Genomic DNA, 21,710 nt, shown 5'->3' on the forward strand with positions numbered 1-21,710 from the left:
GCAACAAAAATCTTAAATTAAAAAGAGATAGAGGTTAACATAAAGAAAAAATTAAGTCATTATTTGGATGCAGAAAAACAACCAATTATCAAAATTTTTAAAACTTTTGAAACCCATTGTTCTGCTCCTAAAAAAAACACCAATCTTTCGACTGATGTTTTGTGATATGGTGTACATTTTAATTTTTATTTTATTTGAACTTTAAATCCCAGGATAATGAAAGGGAATAGATCCAAAGATAACTCCCTGGGGCAAAACTTTTTTCTTGATGGGTAACATCAAATTGTGCGCCCCAGGCATTTTTATTATTTGAGGTAGTAAAATTATAGCCTACATTTATTTTTTGCGATTTTAGATTAATTATAGCAGCATCATTGGCATCAAAATAGAACTGATTGGTTTCTGGAGAAAAACCCATACTATAGCCAAAACTTAAATAATTATCGGCATTGGCGCGGTACTTTCTATACGTTAAAGCTCCAGAAGTACTCGTGCCACCATCACCGGGAGTAATGTAAGGACGTATGGACCAATAATCATTTCCGGTATACCAACCAATGGAACCCGTGTAAATAGTTGTTGTCGTGCTGTATTGTAAAGTTCGGAAACCTAGTGAAGCCTCAAAACTATGCGGTAGTGATTGATACAATTCTCCGCCGTATCGAAAATGAGGAAAAATGGCACTATTGGACAAGCCAAAATTTAAATAGGCATACAATCCTTTTGCAATTTTTGGATATAAATCGACTTCAATTTGAGTTCCGTTTGTATTGAATCTTCTGTTGAAATTTAACTTGGCTATCACACTTCCGTATTTCGTAATATGGCTCAATTTCAAAGTGTGGTATTGCATGGGGTCAAATACCTCAGAGTAAAGATCCACTGTCGATTTGATTCCGATGGAATACTTTCGGAGTTTTTGGTTCAATGAATTTTTAAAGTCAATTGCTTTTTGATTCGTTGGATTTTTAGCGATTGCAGCATCTATGGTTTTAATTGCTTCGAATGGATTGTTAGTATTTTCTTGGGCACTGGCTTTTTGGTACATAATTTCAGCATCATCAGGAAAAATAGTCAAGGCAGTAGTGGTCATTTCTAACGCAGTGTAAGGAGAATCGGCCCATAATTCATTATTGATGGCTGCAATCCAGTTGCTTTTATTCTTGGAGTCTTTCTCCATTACGTATGAAAATTCTTTTCTAGCTCGTTTATAATTACCGTCCCAAGCGTAGGTTGTGGCTAGGAAGGATCGAATGTCATGATAATCAGGATATTTTGTCAAAATGGATGTTAAAGTGTCCTGTGCTTGTTTTCGATGCTCGTTAAATGCTAATTTACGCGCTGTTTCGAAGGATGTGTCTGGATTACCATTGTATTTTTGTTCTTGACCATACATTTGAGAAAAAAACGAAAAGCAAAAAACAAATAGTAATTGATGAATTGTTTTCATTTTCATAGTATAAAAGTTTTTTTGACAGTGATAAGGTCTTTTTGCTCGGGATGTTTTTTGATAAGACTATCGATGGTTTTATTGGCCAAGGGAAGGTTTTTGGTTCTAAAATAGGCTTTGGCCAATTTAATGCCCAATTCAGGATTGTTAACCTTATTTTTTAGTCCTTTTTTGGCAATTGTAATTCCTTTTGCATCACGGTCGGACCAACAATAGACATCCATTAAAGCCAAATAGCTGTCATCATAGAAAGGCGTTCTTTTGATAACTTCTAGCAATTCAGTTTCTGCGGTATCGTATTTTTTATCCCAAGCCAGTGTTCTGCCTTTTAGGGTTCTCACATCAGCATAATTGGGGATTTCATTTAAAATATAATTGCATAAAAGGCGGGCTTTTTCTCGCTCTTTGTTGAATGCAAAGTCTCTTGCTTTTAAAAATATAGCGTCAAAGGTCATTCCTTTGGTAAGTTCTTTTATGGTTGCAAGTTCTTCTTTCGAGAATTCAAAAGCGGGTTTGGTATAGTTGTTTAATGATTTAGGGATAATCTTGTTTTTTTGAGTCAGATAGGCATTCAGTTTTTTAGATTGATTCAAAGTGTCTTCTACTATTTTTAGCATGTCGCTATCATTGATGGAGGTAACTTCAAAGTCCTGATCTATTTTATATAAATCGCCATTGGAGTATAAATAGTCTTTATAAATAAATTCGTTTATACTTCCTTTATTTTGCATAATAGGAATGGTGTGAATGTTTCTGAATTTCTGAACGGTATCTAATCCAGAGCTCATCCAAGTGGTTTTTTCCATTTTATTCATTTTATAATTATTCATTAAAAATGACACTAAACTAGGAGTAATGTCCCAATGCGAAGAAACAGATTTAAAAGATTGCGATTTTTTTAATAAGGGACTATTTATAAAAAGCGGCACATGAAAACGGCATAATTTGTCTTTTTGTGCAATAGGAATTAGCCTGTGATCACCTGTAATAACAAAAATGGTGTTTTTGTATTCTGGTCTTTTGGCATACGCTTGCATGAAATTTTTGATAGAATGATCGGTGTATAACAAACAGGCATAAATATCTTTGTAGGTGTTCACCTCTTCCTTAGTTAGGGAAAGTGATTTGTTTGTATTGATGATGCTATCCACTTTTTTTAAGTATTCCTTTTTTTGAGGAAAATCAAAAGGCTCATGATTGGTAAGTGTCATAATGATATCCAATCGTGGGGATTTTTTCCCGTCTAATTCCGATAGCGTTTTTTTGAAAATTTCTCCATCAGGATAACCCCAAGTAAAACCACCAGAATTGGCTTTTGTTTTTTCGTAACCAGGACCAAATTTGTTAATGTCCAGAATATTGTCAATGCCGTTGTATTCTAAAAAATTTAGTCTGTGGTCAAAACTAGATTCATCACCGCAAGAAAAAGAAGTCGTGTATTCGTTGGCTTTTAAGATGCTAACCAATGAAATATGAGATGGTAAGGGATTCATTTCAAGAAAACCCTTTTCGCCATAAGGCAAAGAACCCAAAATAGAAGGCAAAGCTCCAAAGGTTCTTCCTGCATTGCTCACGAAATTTTCCCAATAGAGCGATTGTGGAATCAAGGAATCGAGATAAGGTGTGAATCCGCGATACGCATTTTTGCCAATAAATTCACTTCCTAAACCTTCAACGATGATCATTACAATATTTGGTTTTTCTTCGTTAATTTGAAAAAAAGGCGCCAAAACATCGGGAGAATCTTTGAATGGTTTTACTAATGGATATTCGTTTTTAAAAACTAAATCGGCTGCCTTGAATTTGTTTTTGTCGTTTTGAAAACGAATGATATCAGCAGTAAAATAGGCTAATTTATTTTGATACGCTGTTTTTGAAACATCGGAAATTGCCATTTTAAATCCAAAAAGAATAAGTATCGAAATTCCTAAAATAAGGTATGTCTTTTTTTGAATGATGTGTTTTGATAGTAGAAAATGAATTCCTAAAAATAATATAGGCAATAGGATATATGGTAGAAAATACAATACCGAAAGTGATTCAGAGGCTGTTACAGTGATGTACATGTCATTGAAGGAATACCCTAAAAGATCGGCACCTAAATTGACAAGTGTAGTTAAATGGTATTTTACTAAAGCATATTGTGCTAGTATTAGTAATGAAAAAATCACTTTAATGATTGTTTCGTTCCAAGGTTTTTTGATGAATGACAACAATAGATACAAAGGAAAAAACAATATTCCTATAAGTATGCCAGTCGTAAAATCATTGGTTAATTTGTATACTAATGTAGTGGCAGTAGCAGCTAATTGTATTCCGTTGACTACTTTTGAAATTATTTCAAAAACACTAATTAACCAAAAAGTAAGTATTAGTGCAGTATTTAAATAAATATATTTGTAACTAGTATTGAATTGATCCTTTATCTTCATTCTATTTTATGTTTCCTGTAACTTTTGCAAGTTATTAATTTGACATCCCTTTTCGAACCATTTCTCCCCATTTTAATTTTTTATTAAAATAGTAGTCGTAATTCCCTTTAATTGCAGCATATAATATCACAGGGTGATTTAAAATAGGTTCTAATAAAGCGGTAATGATTAATTGAATTCCAATTCCTCTTTTCTTGTATTGATGATAAGTAAGTTCTTCCGTAATTATAGTTATAATTGAAAAAAAGACAGTAAATAAATAAGCTAAAATGATATAGGCAATAGCATAATCCCATTTTACATTTCCAATTATTATCAGGAAAATAAAATAGAATATTCCGGCAACTTCAATTAATGGGGCAAGCCGTTCAAATATCAACCAGTACGGAAAACTAATTGTACCTAGTGTTTTGTATTTTGGATTAAAACCTATTTTTTTATGTTTTTTTAGCGTTTCAATAGTACCACGTGTCCATCTGTTTCTTTGTGAAATAAATATTTTCATGTTATCAGGAGCTTCTGTCCAGCATAATGGATCTGGAATATAAGCCACTTTGTATTTTATTTTTAGTTCTTCCATGTGCCGTCTCATTCTTACAATGATTTCCATATCTTCTCCTACGGTATGAGTGTCATAACCGCCCGCTTCAATAGCAATTCTTTTGTCAAACATTCCAAATGCACCTGAAATCACTAATAATCCATTGAGCTTACTCCAAGCCATTCTTCCTAATAAAAAAGCCCTTAAGTATTCTAAAATTTGTCCTCTTACAATCATATTAGTAGGTAAGTTCACATCGATAAGTTTACCATCTTTTATAATACAGGAGTTCGCGATTCGTATCACTCCTCCTGATGCAATTACTTTTGAATCACCAGCTTCTAAAAAGGGTTTAATCATTTTTTGAAGTGAATCTTCGATAAGTAAACAATCTACATCGATACAGGCAACATATTTGTTGGAACTAATGTTTAACCCCATATTTAGAGCATCTGCTTTACCACCATTTACTTTGTCAACTACAATTAATTTTTCGAAAGCTGGATTTGTAGATTTAAATACACCTTCTCTAAGGGGTTTAGTTGGGATTTTAACGTTTATTGTGTAATCAATTTTAACCAAATCGTAGGCTTCTATCAATTTTTCTAGACTATCATCTTTGCTACCGTCATTCACTATAATTACATCATAAGAGGAGTAATGGTTGGATAATAAGGAACGAACATTATCAACAACATTCAAGGTTTCATTATAGGCTGGGGCAATAATTGAAATAGAAGGAGAAATAGAGGAGGATAGAATATCTTTGTAATTTACAAAACTATTCTTTTTGATATAAATCGCAGTTTCTTTTATAGAAATTAATGCTAATAGTAAATAGGATAGAATTGCAAGAAAAGCAAATCCAAAAAATAGATATTCAAACAAATTTAGTACAAAAGAAAGTATATTTATTCCCATATTAACTGGCATTATTTAGATTCGTTTTTTCTAAAAACTCAATATTATTTGTCAAAGTCTTTAAATGATAACCTTCATCATCATCTATAGCCTTTAAAATTTTCAATGCTGATGTTTTAATCTCAAAATTCTCGTTATTAATATGATCCAATATAAAAGGAACATCACTAATTTCATAGAGACTTTCCATGATTTTAAAGATAACTTCTTGTTCCTCAATAGTTCGTTGGTTAAAATCATTTTTTAAAATAATAAATGATTCAATGTCACCAAAATGTGACAATACTTCAAGAGCTTCAATTCTAATTGCCGGATCAGAATGGCTTAACAGTTTTATTAATGTATCCTTAGCTTCGTATTGATTGAATGTTTTTGTCAGTTTTAAAGAAAATGAAACTACAGAATTATTTGAAGATTCTAGCCATACGGAAAAATCTGGTGTTTCTTGATTTTCAAATTTTTTGAGGATTTCTATTAATCTAATTTGATCCCATTCGGTTAACCTACATACTAAGAGATTTAAAAATTCAAGTCCTTCAAAACGAAACAATTTGACTAAATACCTTTGAATTTCCAAACGAACTTCTCTTTTTGGGTGATTTACGTGCAGTAGAACTTCATCGTGTACTTCTTTTATCTCAAATTGCGCGAGTTCTTTGATTCCACTTGCAATGGTTTCCCATTTTTTATTTTTTAATTTAGAAGAAGCATAGTGTAATAACCCAGTTTGATAATACAATTTTTGAATTGCATCAGCCATTTCACCTGAAATCTCATTTCTTAATTTTAATAATGTGTTAGAAATTAGCTTTCTTTTTAAACTGCTACTAGCACATTGTCGTAAATAATTTACAATTATTTGTTGTTCATTAGTAATTTCTTGATCCTTATTTCCAGAATATAAATATTTAATAAGATCCTGCTCATATTTTTTTTCGTAAACGGTTTCAATTCTTTCTTTTGATCGTAACCTTTTTCTAATGTGATTTAAATATATAATTAAGCCAATAATGACAAATAAAAAAACAACACTCAAAACCCAAGTGAATTGAATGATTGCAGGTGCATTTATTAGATACTCAACAATATGGTTGTATAGATTAATCAATACTTTTGAAGTAGGGTTTGTTGATGAAGGTTTCTATTAATTCTTAAAACTAATTCATTTGGACTAAATGGTTTACTCATAAAATCAGAAGCTCCTAAATTGAATGCTTTAATAACCATTTCTTCTTGTCCAGAAGCAGAGAAAACGATAATGGGAGTAGATAGATTTAATTTATTTCTAACGTGACTTATAAGTTCTAATCCACTTACAAAAGGCATCATAATATCCGTAAGTATAAAATCGGGATTATGTTCTTCTATTAAATCAATTGCTTCTTTTCCATTAGCTGCCATGAAAATTTTATATCCTTCATTTTCCAATTTATATTTTAGTAATAATGCTAGTATCGAATTATCTTCAGCAACTACAATTTTTTTGGCATAATTCATAATAAGTTTATTGTTAGGTTAACATTAGGTAAATAGGGTGTATCAAATTTAATATTATTTTTTTTGATATAATCGATTAAATGCGAATTAATACCGATAAAACACACAAATTTAATTAAAAGTAAGGTAAAGATTACAATAAATACAATGTGATTCTTGGGTGTAAAATTATTTAATATAAAAAGGTATTACCAAATATTTTAAATAATTGGTAATACCTTTTTATTGCGTTTGTTTATGTTATAAAATACTTTTTTAAATAAAACCTTCAAAAACACCCAATCCAAATAAAGCAAAATCATATTTTGCGGGATCATTTGGGTCTAGTTCTCGAAGTTTTGTGTCCAATTCAGTCAAGGCTTTTCCATCGTTTTGTTTTCGAGTCAACATTCCAAGTTTTCGAGCCACATTTCCAGAATGAACATCAAGAGGACATGATAGGATCGAAGGCGAGATGCTTTTCCAGATTCCCAAATCCACGCCCTTATTGTCCTGGCGACAAAACCAGCGTAGCATCATATTTATCCGTTTGGCAGCAGAACCATTCATGGGGTCCGAAATGTGTTTTTGAGTTCGGTATTGATGAGGGATTTCGAAAAAAACCTTCTTGAATTCGGAGATGCTTTTTTGCATCGAATTTGGTTCTTGTTGTTTAGAAAAAACAGCTTCAAGGCCGTCGTGGTTTTTATAAATATGCTGCAAACCTCGTATGAAACTGGTAAAATCTTGTCCGTTATACGTTCTATGTACAAAAGATTCCATGCGTTCCAAATCATATTCTGAATGTGACATCACAAAATCATATGGGGAATTTCCCATCAAATCCATCATTTTATGGGAGTTTTTGATAATCATTTTACGATTTCCCCATGCAATGGTAGCGCTCAAAAACCCCGCAATTTCAATGTCTTCTTTTTGCGAAAACAAATGCGGAATTTGAACAGGGTCACTTTCAATAAAATCGAGTGTATTGTATTGAATGACTTTTTCGTCAAGGAAGGATTTGAGTTCGGATGTTGTCATAATTTAAGGAAGGATCGTATTGGTTTATCGAAATATATAAGTAAAGGTATGCCAAATAATACTTGTAGTTTGGAATAATACAGCTGTATTCTGAACTATTTTGGATCGGACTATTTTCAGTAGACAGCATGCAAAGCTTCAATTTATATAATATAAAAAGTACAAAAAGTTATACCAATAATTTATAAAAAAGACCAATTTGTCAAATCGAGCGCAATCGAGATACATTACTATTTCTCGACTGCGCTCCATTTGACAAAAACAGAATTGGTCTAAAACGTATTTTCGTTTGGTATAATATGGTGGTTTTTCAGTTAAGGATTTTTATTACATCCTATTCGAATACATTTAAAAAAAAACAGTAGTAAGCATTTGCTCACTACTGTTTTAAGAAAATATAATCCTAAATTTAGTTTTTAGAACTAAAGAAGTTTTTAATTGTCTAAGCTATTTTTGCCAATATGGAATTGAATGTTTCGCTTGGTCTCATTGCTTTGCTAATTAATGCTGGATTTGGTTGGAAATAGCCACCAATGTCTTGTGATTTTCCTTGTGCTCCAATTAACTCAGCATTAATTTTAGTTTCGTTAGTTTCAAATTCGATAGCAATAGGAGTAAAGATTGCCTTTAATTCAGTATCTTTTGATTGGTTCGCTAAAGCTTCTGCCCAATACATTGCTAAATAAAAATGAGAACCTCTATTATCAATTTGGCCTATTTTTCGAGCAGGAGATTTATCATTTGCTAAGAATTTATCACTTGCTTCGTCTAATGCTTCTGCTAAAACGATGGCTTTAGAGTTGTTTAAGGATTGCCCTAAATGCTCTAATGAAGCTCCTAAAGCTAAAAACTCTCCAAGAGAATCCCAACGTAGGTATCCTTCTTTAATAAATTGTTCAACGTGTTTCGGAGCAGATCCTCCAGCACCAGTTTCAAACAATCCACCACCATTCATTAAAGGAACTATAGAAAGCATTTTTGCTGAGGTTCCTACTTCAAGTATTGGGAATAAATCGGTTAAATAATCACGCAATACGTTTCCAGTTACTGAGATTGTGTCTAGACCTTTGATTAATCTTTCGCAAGTAAATTCAGTTGCTTCAATTGGGTTTAAAATACGAATATCCAATCCAGTTGTTTCGTGATCTTTTAAATATTTTTTTACTTTTTCAGTAATTTCTCTATCGTGAGCTCTGTTTTCGTCTAACCAAAAAACAGCTGGAGTATTTGATAAACGGGCTCTGTTTACAGCCAATTTTACCCAGTCTTGAATTGGTGCATCTTTTGCTTGACACATTCTAAAAATGTCATTTGCATCAACATTTTGTTCCATTAAAATGGTACCGTTAGTGTCAATTACACGAACTAAACCGTCTGCTTTCATTTGGAAAGTCTTGTCATGAGAACCATATTCTTCTGCTTTTTGAGCCATCAAACCTACGTTTGGTACACTTCCCATAGTTGTTGGGTCAAAAGCACCGTGTTTCTTGCAAAAAGCAATTGTGGCAGCAAACACTCCAGAATAGCATCTGTCTGGGATGATGGCAATAGTATCTTGTTGTTTTCCTTCTTTGTTATACATTTGACCCGAAGTACGGATCATAGCCGGCATAGAAGCATCTACAATTACGTCCGATGGAACTTGAAGGTTCGTAATTCCTTTGTCAGAATTTACCATTGCTAATGCTGGTCCGTTTTCGATAGCTTGGTCAATAGCTGCTTTTATTTCAGCTTCTAATGGTTTCCCTGCAATTTTAGCATAAACATCACCCAAACCATTTCGAGTGTCAACCCCAATTTCTTTAAATAAAGTAGCGTATTTTTCGAAAACCGAAGCGAAATAAACTTCTACAATGGCTCCAAAAATAATTGGGTCTGAAACTTTCATCATAGTAGCTTTCAAGTGAACAGAAAGCAATACATTTTGTTTTTTAGCTTCTGTGATAGTTTTAGCAACAAACGATTTTAAAGTATTCAAGTGCATTACTGAACTGTCAATAATTTCGCCTGATTTTAAAGGTGTGCTAGCTTTTAAAACAGTAGTCGAACCATCCTTAGCAACAAATTCGATTTTTACATCAGTAGCATCAGCAATGGTTAATGATTTTTCACTTCCGTAAAAATCACCACTTTCCATTGAAGCCACTTGAGTTTTTGAATCGGCAGACCAAGCTCCCATTGAATGTGGGTTTGCTTTTGCGAAGTTTTTAACCGCTTTAGGTGCTCTACGATCAGAGTTTCCTTCACGTAAAACTGGGTTTACTGCGGATCCTAATACTTTAGAATATTTAGCTTTGATTTCCTTTTCAGCATCGTTTTGTGGATCTTCGGGGAAATTTGGTACTGCGTAACCGTGTGATTGTAATTCTGCAATTGCATTTTTTAATTGCGGTACAGATGCAGAAATATTTGGTAATTTTATAATGTTGGCTTCTGGAGTAGTGGCCAATTTTCCAAGTTCAGTTAGTGAATCTTCTACTTTTTGATCTTCATTTAAAAAATCAGGGAAATTTGATAATATTCTTCCAACTAAGGAAATGTCTCTAGGTTCAATTTCTATATTGGAGGTTGCCGTAAATGCTTGTACAATTGGTAAAAAAGAATAAGTTGCTAATAAAGGCGCTTCATCTGTAAGCGTGTAAAATATTTTAGATTTTGTTGACATTTTATAAAAAATTATTTTAAATATTTATTTTGGGGTACAAATGTAAGAAAAACGTTTTCGTTAATGGTATAACACTCAGTTTATGTTTGATTTAGTTTCAACAATTATGGAATTATTATTTTTTTATTTTCTAAAAGAGAATTATTAATTATAAGGTTCGTTTTTTAATAAAATGAAAATATTAGATTAAAAAACAACCCTCTTTTATTTCGTTTTTTTTATAAAAGAAAAGTCCCGTTTCGATTTGAATCGGAACGGGACTAATAATGTAAAAGATAGTTGATTATCTTCTTTTATCTCTAATTTTTGCTTTTTTACCAGTAAGTTCTCTGAAGTAGAAAATTCTAGCTCTACGTACAGCACCTTTCTTGTTGATTTCAATTTTTTGCAAAGCTGGCAAGTTAACTGGGAAGATACGCTCAACTCCAATTGCACCTGACATTTTACGTATTGTAAAAGTTTCTGTGTTACCAGAACCTCTTCTTTGAATTACAACACCTTTAAAAAACTGTGTTCTTGTTTTTTCACCCTCTTTAATTTCGTAGTAAACTGTGATTGTGTCTCCAGCTCCGAATACAGGGAAATCTTTTTTAGCAACTAACTCGTCTTTAACGAATTTCATTAAATCTGCCATGATAATTTTTTTAATTATGGTTTTATATAGAGCAACATTCACGGATTTCGCCAGAGGTTGGTCTAATGAGGGCGCAAATTTACATCTTTTGTTTTAATTTACAAACTTTATTTTATTTTACCCAGAATTGTGTGGTTTTTATAAATTTAAAACGCTAAACCAGTAAGGAAATTAAGGTTCATTAAGATTAAAATGACTTAATCTACCTTAATTTCCTTAATGGTTTTTTTGTTTTTTTAATATTTTATTTACTATTTGATAAAACACAAACATTTTTTTGTACAATCTTTACTTTTAAGTATTCAGTTAACAGTTTTTAGTGGTCAGTTAGTTAGGGCAATCAAATAGAAACTAACCACAAATCATTTGTTCTTTCCAACAAAACTGAATAATAAAAACTGACCACTGACCACTTTATTTATTCCAGTAAGTCAGGACGTCTAGTTTTAGTGTGTTCATAAGCCATATCTTCTCTCCATTTGTCGATTTTGGACGAGTGCCCACTCAACAAAACTTCGGGAACTTTCCATCCTTTATAATCCGCAGGTCTAGTGTATATGGGACCGGATAATAAATTATCTTGAAAACTATCGGTCAATGCCGAGGTTTCATCACTCAAAACTCCGGGGATAAGTCTAATTATAGCATCGCATAAAACCAAGGCACCTAATTCGCCTCCACTTAAAACATAATCACCTATAGAAATTTCTTTGGTAATAAATTGGTCGCGCACTCTTTGATCTACTCCTTTATAATGACCACAAAGAATAATGATATTTTCATACATCGACATGGTGTTCGCCATTTTTTGATTCAATGTTTCCCCATCAGGCGACATGTAGATAATTTCGTCGTAGGATCTTTCGCTTTTCAAATGAGCGATACAGTCGTCAATAGGTTGAATATTCATCACCATTCCGGCTCCACCACCATATGGGTAGTCGTCTACGCTCTTTTGTTTATTGGTCGTGTAATCGCGTAAATTATGAAAATTAACTTCCACAATTCCTTTGTCTATAGCGCGTTTCATCATCGAAGCTTCAAACGGACTTCGTAATAATTCAGGTAAAACGGTAATAATATCTATTCGCATTTTTTTATTTTCTAGTTTGCAAAGGTACAAAGTTTCATCGATTCGAAGTTTGATTGCTTAATTTGGCTCGCTTATTGTTTTGTAAAATTCATTAACAGGTTTATTTACTATTGAATATCTATGGTTGCTGGCGAATAAATTGATAAATATTTGTTACTTTTAAACTCTTAAAAATTAAAAATTAAAATATGAAAATCCCCCAAAAATTAGTAATTCTTGGTGCTGTTTTTTTGTTTGCTTCCCTGCAAACACAAATGGTATCTGCACAAATAAAACCCGTAAAAATGATAAATCCACTTTTGCAAAAAAGCACTTTACAATACCAAGCACCACAATTTAATTTAATCAAAGATTCCGACTTTAAACCGGCATTTGAACATGGTATAAAAGTTCACGATCAAGAAATTGAAAAAATCGCTAACAATCTTGCAAAGCCTACATTCGAAAACACAGTTTTGGCCCTTGAAATTTCTGGACAGGATTTTAAAAGAGCTAAAATGATTTTCGAAAACTTAACAAGTGCTAATAAGAATCCTACTTTGCAAGCAATAGAAGAGGAATATGCCCCAATATTTGCAGCACACGAGGATAAAATGTACCTAAACAGAAAATTGTTCTTGCGTTTTGAAGCCTTGGAATTAAATACTTTAGAAGGAGAAGATTTAAAGTTAACTGAATATTATTTGCAGAAATTTGAATTAGCGGGAGCCAATTTATCCGCTGAGGATAAAGATAAAATGAAAAAAATCAACGGAGAACTAGCCGTTTTAAGTACAGCTTATACCAATAAACTTTTGGTCGCTCGAAAAAAAGGAGCCGTTTTATTTGATAATATAAAGGACTTAGAAGGTTTAAGTACCGATGAAATTGCAGCTGCCAAAAGAAACGCAACTGAGTCGGGACAAGACGGAAAATATTTGATCGCTTTATTAAACACTACCCAACAACCTTTATTGCAAGATTTAATTAACCGAGCAAGTAGAGAAAAAATATACAAAGCATCATGGTATCGTGCCGAAAAAGCGGATGATGGTGATACTCGCGAAATAATAGAGAAAATCGTCCGATTGCGTTTGCAAAAAGCCCAATTAATGGGCAAGAAAAATTTTGCTGAATGGAAATTGCAAGATCAAATGGCCAAAACGCCATCACCTGCAATGGATTTATTGGTAAAAATTGCTGCTCCTGCCGTTGCAAAAGCCAAAATTGAAGCCAAAGAAATCCAAGATTTAATCGATGCCCAAAAGGGGGATTTCAAATTAGAACCTTGGGATTGGAATTTTTACTCCGAGCAAGTTCGTAAAATGAAATACGATCTAGACCAGAACGAAATCAAGCCTTATTTTGAAGTAGCCACGGTTTTAGAAAAAGGAGTTTTTTATGCAGCCAAACAAATGTATGGCATCACATTCAAAAAACGATCTGACTTGCCAGTATATCATCCGGATGTAAAAGTATACGAAGTATTTGATAACGACGGAAAATCGATGGCAATTTATTATTTAGATTTTTACACTCGTGACAATAAAAACGGAGGCGCTTGGATGAATAATATGGTCAATCAGTCCCATTATTTAAATCAAAAACCAGTCATAGTCAATGTGTTCAATTTCTCAAAACCAGCAAAAGGAAAACCTTCCTTAATTAGTACAGATGACGTAATTACCATGTTTCATGAATTCGGACATACTTTGCACGGATTGTTTGCCAACCAAAAATACGCATCAATTTCAGGAACTTCAGTGCCAAGAGATTATGTAGAGTTCCCATCTCAAATCAACGAACACGCCGCATTTGATCCCGCAATTCTAAAAAATTATGCAGTACATTATCTAACCAAAAAACCTATTCCGCAAGAATTGGTAAACAAATTCAAAAAAGCCGAAACATTCAACAAAGGCTATGACGTAACCGAAATATTAGCAGCTTCAGTCTTAGATATGGCTTGGCATACTGTAGAAAACGAATCCGATTTCAAGCCTACATTAATCTTCGAAAAAGAAGCCTTAGAAAAATATGGTTTGCTAGTAAACGAAGTGCCGCCAAGATACCATACTCCCTACTTTGCTCACATCTGGGGAGGTGAATATTCTGCAGGTTATTACGCCTACACTTGGTCTAAAACCTTAGATTATAATGTCTATGACTGGATGATGGCCAATGGTGGAATGACCCGAAAAAATTGCGACCTATTTCGAAAATACATACTTTCTGTTGGAAACAGCGTCGATTTAAACGAAGCTTTCGAAAATCTAGTGGGGCACAAAATGGAAATCGAACCTTATTTAAAAAATTCAGGACTTCTAGAAAAATAAAGACATTGTTACATCGAGCGCATCATCCTGAGCCTAGTCGTAGGACGAGATGCAATTAGATTATTTCACAAAAAATGACATTCAAGCAATTGAGTGTCATTTTTTTTTAGAAGCTAATCCAGCACTACATTACAATCTTGCGTGCTAAAAATGGTTTTTTCTACGTCCCAAAAGGAGCTTCCTTTGGTCGCTCTTTTAGGACAAGAAAAAATCCATTTTAGTCCACAAGGATTTTTATTTCGATCTGGGCTAAATGTTGCTTTTCAACAAATTATATTTTTATTGTTTTTAATCTTTAGTACTATAAATAGTATGTTTTGTTCTAATTATTTATTACTAATTTTTAAAATTGAAAACTTGCTTAAATTGTGCGCCGTGCTCGTGAACAAAAACAAACGAATTAAATTATAATTTTGTAATAGCCAAAAGCGAAACCGTATCGTCCAATTTCATATAGTTAGGTTTTTTGTGTCATTTCGACGAAGGAGAAATCTCATTAGTTGCTCACGTTATGTGATTTCTCCTTCAAGGAAATGACACATTAGAGAATGTTTATTCCTAACATAGAGACATTATGTTCTCACAATTAATAGAATAGTTAAACACAAACGAAATTGCAATGGAACTAAAACCAATACCAACAGAAATTACAAACAAAATAGCCAAGCAATTGGGATTGACATTTGTTCCTGAAAAAGAAGCTGAAGGCAATGTTTGCATGGCAAATAGTAATGAAGTTCGCCCAGAATTCAGAGAAATATTTTCTACAATAGACCTACTCGATTATATTTATGCCGCCTTGCATTCGCCAACGAACCAAGAAAAAAACAAGGAAATAGCAAATTCTGATTACATAAAAATTTCATTTCCAAAAGACACCAAAACTTTTTGGGAATCAGTAGCATTAGGTTCGAAAGTCAGACAAAAGCATTTAGTGGATAACCCAATAGATGAAAACTACTTCACAGAATTCACTGTTGATGGTGCATATATTGTTGTAAAACAAAGTTTTTAAATTTCGTTCCTTCGAAGTGGAATTGAGAGCATGTTTACAAGAATATAAAGCAATTATTTTATTATTTATTGCAACTGGCTATCTCAACCAAGATTTCCTTAAAAAGGAAATAATAATATGCAGGAAAATTTCCCTTTTACTTTTTATTTGAAGTAAAACAGGTAATTTAAAATCCAAATAATTATGCTCTAAGGTATTAGTATATAATCTATTATGTGTTTTTTTATTTGAGTTAAGGTTTGTTTTAGTATCTTTAATAGCTTTTTTAAACCAATTTTTTTCGTCTTTATTTTAGTGTCATCCGCAAATGTAGGAGAGACTTTGAGAGTATTTTCTACCGATAATAATCGAAAATTAATAGTTTGTTCTGAAATTAATAAACAATTGACATTACCTAAAAATAAAATGTGGAAACCAGCTACCACTCCAAAAAAACGGGGCGCTACCGAAAAGCCAAACGAGTAGGAAATTAATTTTTTAAAAATGGAAAGAAATAAAATTATTACTGTATTTGGTGCTACAGGGGCACAGGGTGGTGGACTCGTAAGAGCAATTTTGGCCGATAGTAATTCAGAATTTAAAGTGCGGGCTGTAACCAGAGATGCAAATTCTGCTAAGGCAAAGGCTTTGGCCCAATTAGGTGCGGAAGTTGTAGTAGCCGACATTGATGATGTAGACAGTATTAAAAAAGCTTTAGATGGTGCCTATGGAGCCTATTTTGTCACTTTTTTTTGGGAACATTTTTCAGCAGAAAAAGAAATTCAGGAAGTAATCAACTTTATTCAAGCTGCAAAAGAAATCAATTTACAGCACATTATTTGGTCAACTTTAGAAGATACCCGAAATTGGGTACCCTTAGATGACAACAGAATGCCAACCTTACAAGGAAAATACAAAGTGCCTCATTTTGATGGGAAAGGTGCTGCGGATAAACTTTTTGTTGAAACGGACTTAGCAGTAACTTTTTTAAGAACTTCATTTTATTGGGATAATTTCATCTATTTTGGAATGGGACCTAAAAAAGGAGATGATGGAAAGTACTATATTGTATTTCCAATGGATGATAAAAAATTAGCAGGAATGGCAGCAGAAGATATTGGCAAATGTGCTTATGGAATATTCAAAAAAGGCAAAGCGGTAATCGGAAAAACAATTGGTGTCGTAGGTGAAAAGTTAAATGGAAATGAAATGGCAGCAAAATTTTCTTCAGCTTTGAATAAAAATGTAACTTATAATAATGTAAGCCCTGATACGTTTCGCAATTTTGGATTTCCTGGAGCCGATGATTTGGGTAACATGTTTCAGTTTAAACGAGATTTTAATGAAGACTTTAATGGTAATCGAAATGAAGATTTTTCAAAAGAGTTAAACCCAGAATTGCAAAGCTTTGATAAATGGCTTTCATTAAATGTTTCGCGCATTCCCTTAGATTAAAATGAATCCGAGCACAATATTGAATATGAAAATAAAATTTTCACTTGAAATGGTTCGTCAATTGCATGCAAAATTAAATATTACAATTGATGTACTTATTCAAACGTATTAAAATTGCAGACATACCTTTAGGATAAATTATAATTTGCTAAGTTATATAGCACAGCAACTCTTTCTGTGCCTGTTAAAACCTTCCTAATGTTTTTTCAGGCCATTTCATTATGTCTAAATTTACCACAAATGAAAAATATTTAAATAAATAAGCATGAAATTCAAATTTCTATTAGTACTTTTTTTGGGAACAATGACCTCTATTGCACAGCAAGAACAGTTAAAATGGTTGGATATCAATCTAAGTAATTATGAGTATCCTTATCCAGTACAATTTATCACTTTAAAAATCCAACAGCAAGAACTCCAAATGGAGTATATGGATGTGAAACCAGACAATTATAACGGAAAGAATATTGTCTTGCTGCACGGTAAAAATTTCAACGGAGCCTATTGGAAAACTACAATTGAAGGGTTGACTAAAAAAGGGTTCAGAGTAATTGTACCTGACCAAATAGGATTTGGAAAATCATCAAAACCGGATGATTTACAATATACTTTTCAGCAACTTGCGCAAAACACCAAACAAATATTAGATACTTTGGGTATTGCTAAAACTGCGGTTTTAGGACATTCAATGGGTGGAATGATAGCCACTCGTTTTGCATTGATGTATCCTGAAGTTACAGAGAAATTGATTCTAGAAAACCCAATTGGTTTAGAAGATTGGAAACTTAAAGTACCTTATCAAAATGTGGATTGGTGGTATAAAATCGAACTAAATCAAAGTTACGAAAAAATAAAAAAATACCAATTAGACAGTTATTATGACGGAAAATGGAAGCCAGAATACGACCAATGGGTGAACCTTTTGGCAGGATGGACCTTGAATTCTGATTTTAAAAAAATAGCATGGAATTCGGCTTTGACCTATGATATGATTTTTACCCAACCCGTATGTTATGAATTTCAAAACATTCAATCGCCAACCCTTTTAATAATTGGGACAAGAGATAGAACTGCTTTAGGAAAACCATTAGTAACTGAGGAAGTTAGAAAAACAATGGGGTTGTATGCAGTTTTAGGTAAAGAAACACAAAAGAAAATACCAAATTCAAAATTGGTCGAAATCCCTAATATTGGTCACATGCCGCACATAGAAAGTTTTGACAAATTCTTACAAACGCTTTTGGATTTTCTAGAAAAGTAATAATAGAACCATTTTAAAAATGGAAATTCGTATTAATTATGAAGGGATAAAATTTATTCGTAAATTTGCACCTCAATAAAAAACAATAAAAATGGAAAACGGAATATACGCTAAATTCAACACTTCAAAAGGAGCGATTTTAGTAAAACTAACACACGATTTAACGCCTGGAACTGTTGGAAACTTTGTAGCTCTTGCAGAAGGAAACATGGAAAACAAGATCAAACCTCAAGGACAAAAATTCTATGATGGTTTAAATTTTCATAGAGTAATTCCAAATTTCATGATTCAAGGAGGTTGTCCTCAAGGAACAGGAACTGGAGATCCAGGATACAAATTTGATGATGAATTTCACCAAGATTTGCGTCATGATACCCCAGGAGTTTTGTCTATGGCAAATTCAGGTCCCGGTTCAAACGGATCTCAATTTTTCATCACACACGTGGCTACACCATGGCTAGATGACAAACACACAGTTTTTGGAAACGTAATTGAAGGTCAAGATGTTGTTGATGCAATTGAGCAAGCAGATAAATTAGAAACTCTTGAAATCATTAGAGTGGGTGAAGAAGCTAAAAACTGGAATGCAATTGAAGCATTCGTAGGTTTAAAAGGGGGCCGTTTGAAAAAACAAGCCGCTTTGAAAGAAGAATCGGAAGCTAAAATGGAAAAATTGGCTGCTGGTTTTGAAAAAACAGAAAGCGGTTTGCGTTACCAATTCATTCAAAAAGGAGAAGGAAAACAAGCGGAAGCTGGAAAAACAGTATCAGTTCACTACGAAGGTTCATTAGAAAGCGGAAAAGTTTTTGATTCTTCATATCCAAGAAAAAAACCAATCGAATTCAAACTAGGAATTGGTCAAGTAATCGAAGGCTGGGACGAAGGTATTGCTTTGTTGAAAGTGGGAGATAAAGCGCGTTTTGTGATCCCTTCTGACTTAGGGTACGGACCTGCAGGTGCTGGAGGAGTAATTCCACCAAATGCTACCTTGATTTTTGACGTTGAATTAATGGACGTTAAATAGAGTATTCAGTGATCAGTTTATAGTGATCAGTGAATGTTAGAGTATAAAATGAAAATGCCTCAAAATTAGTTTTTGAGGCATTTTTTTATGTAAACCTGTAACTCACAACTCACTTTTTCCACTTAATATTACACCCAATACTTGGTTTCTGGTTGGGATTTATGATTCGATTATATATCACACCATCAATGGCGCCACGCAAATCACTTCCGCTTATAGAAATGCCGTTTCCCGGTCTGCTATCATCCAATTGTCCGCGATAAGCCAATTTGTTTTGATTGTCGAACAAAAAGAAATCAGGAGTACAAGTAGCGTTATAGGCTTTGGCTACTTGCTGAGTTTCATCATATAGATAGGGAAATTCAAAGCTATTTTCGAACGCAAATTCAGTCATTAATTTTGGAGAATCCTGAGGGAAATTCACAATGTCATTACTCGAAATCGCGACAACTCCAAGACCTTGTACTCTGTAATCATTGGCGATACGAACTATTTCTTCAACAACATGAATCACAAACGGACAGTGATTGCAAATAAACATAACGAGTGTTCCCTTTTCTCCTTTTATATCCGCAAAAGAAAAATTAGTGTCATCTGAATTGGTGTCTTTCAAATAAAATTCAGGAGCAGTAGTTCCAAGCGCAAGCATATTAGAAGGTGTTTCAGACATTTTTAATTGATTAAATAATATACCGTTAAAGTTAACGAAAAAAGAAGATTAATTGTATTGAATCTCGATTTGATTTAAAAATTGTATTTTTGCAAACTTCTAAAATAAACCAAAACTCAATGAAGCAGTATCTAAATTTATTCGATTTCAGTCAAAAAGTAAATTACAAAATCGAGATTTTAGCAGGACTTACTGTAGCGATGACTATGATCCCAGAATCACTTTCATTTGCGATTTTGGCTGGTTTTCCTCCTTTAGTTGGGTTATATGCCGCATTTATAATGGGATTAGTTACGGCTATTTTTGGTGGTAGACCTGGATTAGTTTCTGGTGGAGCAGGGGCAACTGTAGTTGTTTTGATTGCCTTAATGAAATCAAACGGATTAGATTATGTTTTTGCCGCAGTTGCATTGGCAGGTGTTATTCAAATATTGGTGGGTCTATTTAAATTAGGTAAATTTATTCGTTTAGTGCCACAACCCGTGATGTACGGTTTTGTAAACGGATTGGCGGTTATTATTTTCATGTCACAAATAGAGCAATTCAAGACCGTTGTCAATGGAGAAAGTGTTTGGCTTTCGGGAAGTCCATTGTATATTATGGTAGGATTGGTAGTGTTGACTATTGCTGTGGTTTTAGGTTTTCCTAAAATTTCAAAAGCAGTTCCAGCTTCTTTAGTGGCAATTATAGTTGTTTTTATTATTGTTTTAGGTTTGGGGATCAATACCAAAACAGTTAGCGATATAGCTAGTGTAAGCGGTGGTTTTCCGCCCCTTCATATTCCAAATATTCCATTAACATTCGAAACATTGCAAATAATTTTCCCTTATGCCTTGATTATGGCAGGAGTGGGATTGACTGAAGGTTTGTTGACCTTGAATCTAGTAGATGAAATTACCGAAACCAAAGGGAATAGCAATAGAGAATGTATCGCTCAAGGTGGCGCAAACATCTTAAACGGATTTTTCTTCGGGATGGGTGGTTGTCCTATGATTGCACAAACATTGGTCAATCTTTCGGCGGGTTCTAGAGCGCGTTTGTCAGGTATAATTGCAGCGATTACAATTCTTATGATTATTCTTTTTGGTGGACCTATAATCGAACAATTACCCATTGCCGCTTTAGTTGGAGTAATGATAATGGTTTCTATAGGAACGTTTGAATGGGCGAGTTTCCGTATTTTTAATAAAATGCCAAGACACGATATTTTTGTTTTAGTAGTGGTTGCTCTCATTACAATCGTCTTGCATAATTTGGCTTTGGCTGTGTTGATAGGAGTAATTATTTCGGCTTTGGTTTTTGCTTGGGAAAGTGCCAAACGAATTCGCTCTCGCAAATATATAGATGAGAAAGGGGTGAAGCATTACGAAATTTTCGGTCCACTTTTCTTTGGTTCCACTACCACTTTTGGAGAAAAATTTGATATTGCAAACGATCCGGATGAGGTAATCATCGATTTTAAAGAAAGCCGAATTATGGATATGAGTGCTATCGAAGCCGTGAATAAAATCACTGAGCGCTACGCCAAAGTCAATAAAAAAATTCATTTGCGTCATCTAAGCTCTAATTGTCGTCAGCTGTTGCACAATGCCGACGAGATTATCGAAGTAAATATTATGGAAGATCCTACCTATAAAGTAATGGCCGATTAATTTAATATCAGGCTTCTCAGGGCAATTTAAGGAGTATATTAAAAATAAATGTTAAACTACTTTCCTATATCAAAGCGATTGCT

Annotated in this window: 16 protein-coding genes; 6 read left to right on the plus strand and 10 right to left on the minus strand. The window is 33.4% G+C overall.

Annotated features, from left to right (window positions below; translation table 11 throughout):
- Positions 1-190: 190 nt before the first annotated feature.
- The 9 genes from E0F76_RS05980 to trmD form a co-directional block, all read right to left on the minus strand.
- Complete coding sequence (locus tag E0F76_RS05980) at positions 191-1,450, minus strand: YaiO family outer membrane beta-barrel protein (protein ID WP_246021989.1); 1,260 nt, start codon at positions 1,448-1,450, stop codon at positions 191-193.
- A 2-nt stretch (positions 1,451-1,452) separates the two neighbouring features.
- Complete coding sequence (locus tag E0F76_RS05985) at positions 1,453-3,882, minus strand: LTA synthase family protein (RefSeq protein WP_132002761.1); 2,430 nt, start codon at positions 3,880-3,882, stop codon at positions 1,453-1,455.
- 34 nt (positions 3,883-3,916) lie between these two features.
- A complete protein-coding gene (locus tag E0F76_RS05990; RefSeq protein WP_132002764.1) occupies positions 3,917-5,344 on the minus strand; it encodes a glycosyltransferase family 2 protein in 1,428 nt (475 codons plus the stop codon).
- Position 5,345: 1 nt separating this feature from the next.
- Positions 5,346-6,452: a HEAT repeat domain-containing protein gene (locus E0F76_RS05995; protein WP_132002767.1), complete on the minus strand. Its 1,107-nt coding sequence runs from the start codon at positions 6,450-6,452 to the stop codon at positions 5,346-5,348.
- Positions 6,449-6,841: a response regulator transcription factor gene (locus tag E0F76_RS06000; protein WP_132002770.1), complete on the minus strand. Its 393-nt coding sequence runs from the start codon at positions 6,839-6,841 to the stop codon at positions 6,449-6,451. The genes E0F76_RS05995 and E0F76_RS06000 overlap by 4 nt, the downstream gene beginning before the upstream one ends.
- A gap of 255 nt (positions 6,842-7,096) precedes the next feature.
- The gene (locus E0F76_RS06005; RefSeq protein WP_132002773.1) at positions 7,097-7,864 is read right to left on the minus strand and encodes a TIGR02757 family protein; all 768 of its coding nucleotides are present in this window, start codon (positions 7,862-7,864) and stop codon (positions 7,097-7,099) included.
- Positions 7,865-8,306: 442 nt separating this feature from the next.
- On the minus strand, positions 8,307-10,529 hold the full coding sequence (locus E0F76_RS06010) for an NADP-dependent isocitrate dehydrogenase (protein ID WP_132002776.1): 2,223 nt from the start codon (positions 10,527-10,529) through the stop codon (positions 8,307-8,309).
- 283 nt (positions 10,530-10,812) lie between these two features.
- The gene (gene rplS, locus E0F76_RS06015) at positions 10,813-11,163 is read right to left on the minus strand and encodes a 50S ribosomal protein L19 (RefSeq protein WP_132002779.1); all 351 of its coding nucleotides are present in this window, start codon (positions 11,161-11,163) and stop codon (positions 10,813-10,815) included.
- A 418-nt stretch (positions 11,164-11,581) separates the two neighbouring features.
- Positions 11,582-12,256, minus strand: coding sequence for a tRNA (guanosine(37)-N1)-methyltransferase TrmD (trmD, locus tag E0F76_RS06020; protein ID WP_132002781.1), 675 nt, complete (start codon positions 12,254-12,256; stop codon positions 11,582-11,584).
- A 188-nt stretch (positions 12,257-12,444) separates the two neighbouring features.
- Here trmD and E0F76_RS06025 point away from each other — a divergent pair, with 188 nt between their 5' ends.
- The 5 genes from E0F76_RS06025 (at position 12,445) to E0F76_RS06045 (ending at position 19,305) form a co-directional block, all read left to right on the plus strand.
- On the plus strand, positions 12,445-14,571 hold the full coding sequence (locus tag E0F76_RS06025; protein WP_132002784.1) for a M3 family metallopeptidase: 2,127 nt from the start codon (positions 12,445-12,447) through the stop codon (positions 14,569-14,571).
- A 619-nt stretch (positions 14,572-15,190) separates the two neighbouring features.
- On the plus strand, positions 15,191-15,586 hold the full coding sequence (locus E0F76_RS06030; protein WP_132002787.1) for a type ISP restriction/modification enzyme: 396 nt from the start codon (positions 15,191-15,193) through the stop codon (positions 15,584-15,586).
- Positions 15,587-16,069: 483 nt separating this feature from the next.
- Entirely contained in the window at positions 16,070-17,020 is a 951-nt protein-coding gene (locus E0F76_RS06035; RefSeq protein ID WP_132002790.1) for an NmrA/HSCARG family protein, read from the plus strand.
- Positions 17,021-17,285: 265 nt separating this feature from the next.
- The gene (locus E0F76_RS06040; RefSeq protein ID WP_132002793.1) at positions 17,286-18,281 is read left to right on the plus strand and encodes an alpha/beta fold hydrolase; all 996 of its coding nucleotides are present in this window, start codon (positions 17,286-17,288) and stop codon (positions 18,279-18,281) included.
- Between the two features lie 91 nt (positions 18,282-18,372).
- The gene (locus E0F76_RS06045) at positions 18,373-19,305 is read left to right on the plus strand and encodes a peptidylprolyl isomerase (RefSeq protein ID WP_132002795.1); all 933 of its coding nucleotides are present in this window, start codon (positions 18,373-18,375) and stop codon (positions 19,303-19,305) included.
- A 109-nt stretch (positions 19,306-19,414) separates the two neighbouring features.
- On the opposite strand, the gene E0F76_RS06050 is transcribed toward E0F76_RS06045, so the two are convergent.
- Positions 19,415-19,975 (minus strand): thioredoxin family protein, encoded by a 561-nt coding sequence (locus E0F76_RS06050; RefSeq protein ID WP_132002798.1) that lies wholly within the window; start codon positions 19,973-19,975, stop codon positions 19,415-19,417.
- Positions 19,976-20,094: 119 nt separating this feature from the next.
- Here E0F76_RS06050 and E0F76_RS06055 point away from each other — a divergent pair, with 119 nt between their 5' ends.
- Complete coding sequence (locus E0F76_RS06055; RefSeq protein ID WP_132002801.1) at positions 20,095-21,627, plus strand: SulP family inorganic anion transporter; 1,533 nt, start codon at positions 20,095-20,097, stop codon at positions 21,625-21,627.
- The last annotated feature ends 83 nt before the right edge of the window (positions 21,628-21,710 follow it).

It is taken from the genome of Flavobacterium cellulosilyticum (assembly GCF_004349355.1).
Taxonomy (GTDB): Bacteria; Bacteroidota; Bacteroidia; order Flavobacteriales; family Flavobacteriaceae; genus Flavobacterium; species Flavobacterium cellulosilyticum.

Coding starts and splice junctions, on each gene's coding strand:
- E0F76_RS05980 (WP_246021989.1), bottom strand. CDS start 1,450: ATGAAAACAATTCATCAATTACTATTTGTTTTTTGCTTTTCGTTTTTT.
- E0F76_RS05985 (WP_132002761.1), bottom strand. CDS start 3,882: ATGAAGATAAAGGATCAATTCAATACTAGTTACAAATATATTTATTTA.
- E0F76_RS05990 (WP_132002764.1), bottom strand. CDS start 5,344: ATGGGAATAAATATACTTTCTTTTGTACTAAATTTGTTTGAATATCTA.
- E0F76_RS06000 (WP_132002770.1), bottom strand. CDS start 6,841: ATGAATTATGCCAAAAAAATTGTAGTTGCTGAAGATAATTCGATACTA.
- E0F76_RS06005 (WP_132002773.1), bottom strand. CDS start 7,864: ATGACAACATCCGAACTCAAATCCTTCCTTGACGAAAAAGTCATTCAA.
- E0F76_RS06010 (WP_132002776.1), bottom strand. CDS start 10,529: ATGTCAACAAAATCTAAAATATTTTACACGCTTACAGATGAAGCGCCT.
- rplS (WP_132002779.1), bottom strand. CDS start 11,163: ATGGCAGATTTAATGAAATTCGTTAAAGACGAGTTAGTTGCTAAAAAA.
- trmD (WP_132002781.1), bottom strand. CDS start 12,256: ATGCGAATAGATATTATTACCGTTTTACCTGAATTATTACGAAGTCCG.
- E0F76_RS06025 (WP_132002784.1), top strand. CDS start 12,445: ATGAAAATCCCCCAAAAATTAGTAATTCTTGGTGCTGTTTTTTTGTTT.
- E0F76_RS06030 (WP_132002787.1), top strand. CDS start 15,191: ATGGAACTAAAACCAATACCAACAGAAATTACAAACAAAATAGCCAAG.
- E0F76_RS06035 (WP_132002790.1), top strand. CDS start 16,070: ATGGAAAGAAATAAAATTATTACTGTATTTGGTGCTACAGGGGCACAG.
- E0F76_RS06040 (WP_132002793.1), top strand. CDS start 17,286: ATGAAATTCAAATTTCTATTAGTACTTTTTTTGGGAACAATGACCTCT.
- E0F76_RS06045 (WP_132002795.1), top strand. CDS start 18,373: ATGGAAAACGGAATATACGCTAAATTCAACACTTCAAAAGGAGCGATT.
- E0F76_RS06050 (WP_132002798.1), bottom strand. CDS start 19,975: ATGTCTGAAACACCTTCTAATATGCTTGCGCTTGGAACTACTGCTCCT.
- E0F76_RS06055 (WP_132002801.1), top strand. CDS start 20,095: ATGAAGCAGTATCTAAATTTATTCGATTTCAGTCAAAAAGTAAATTAC.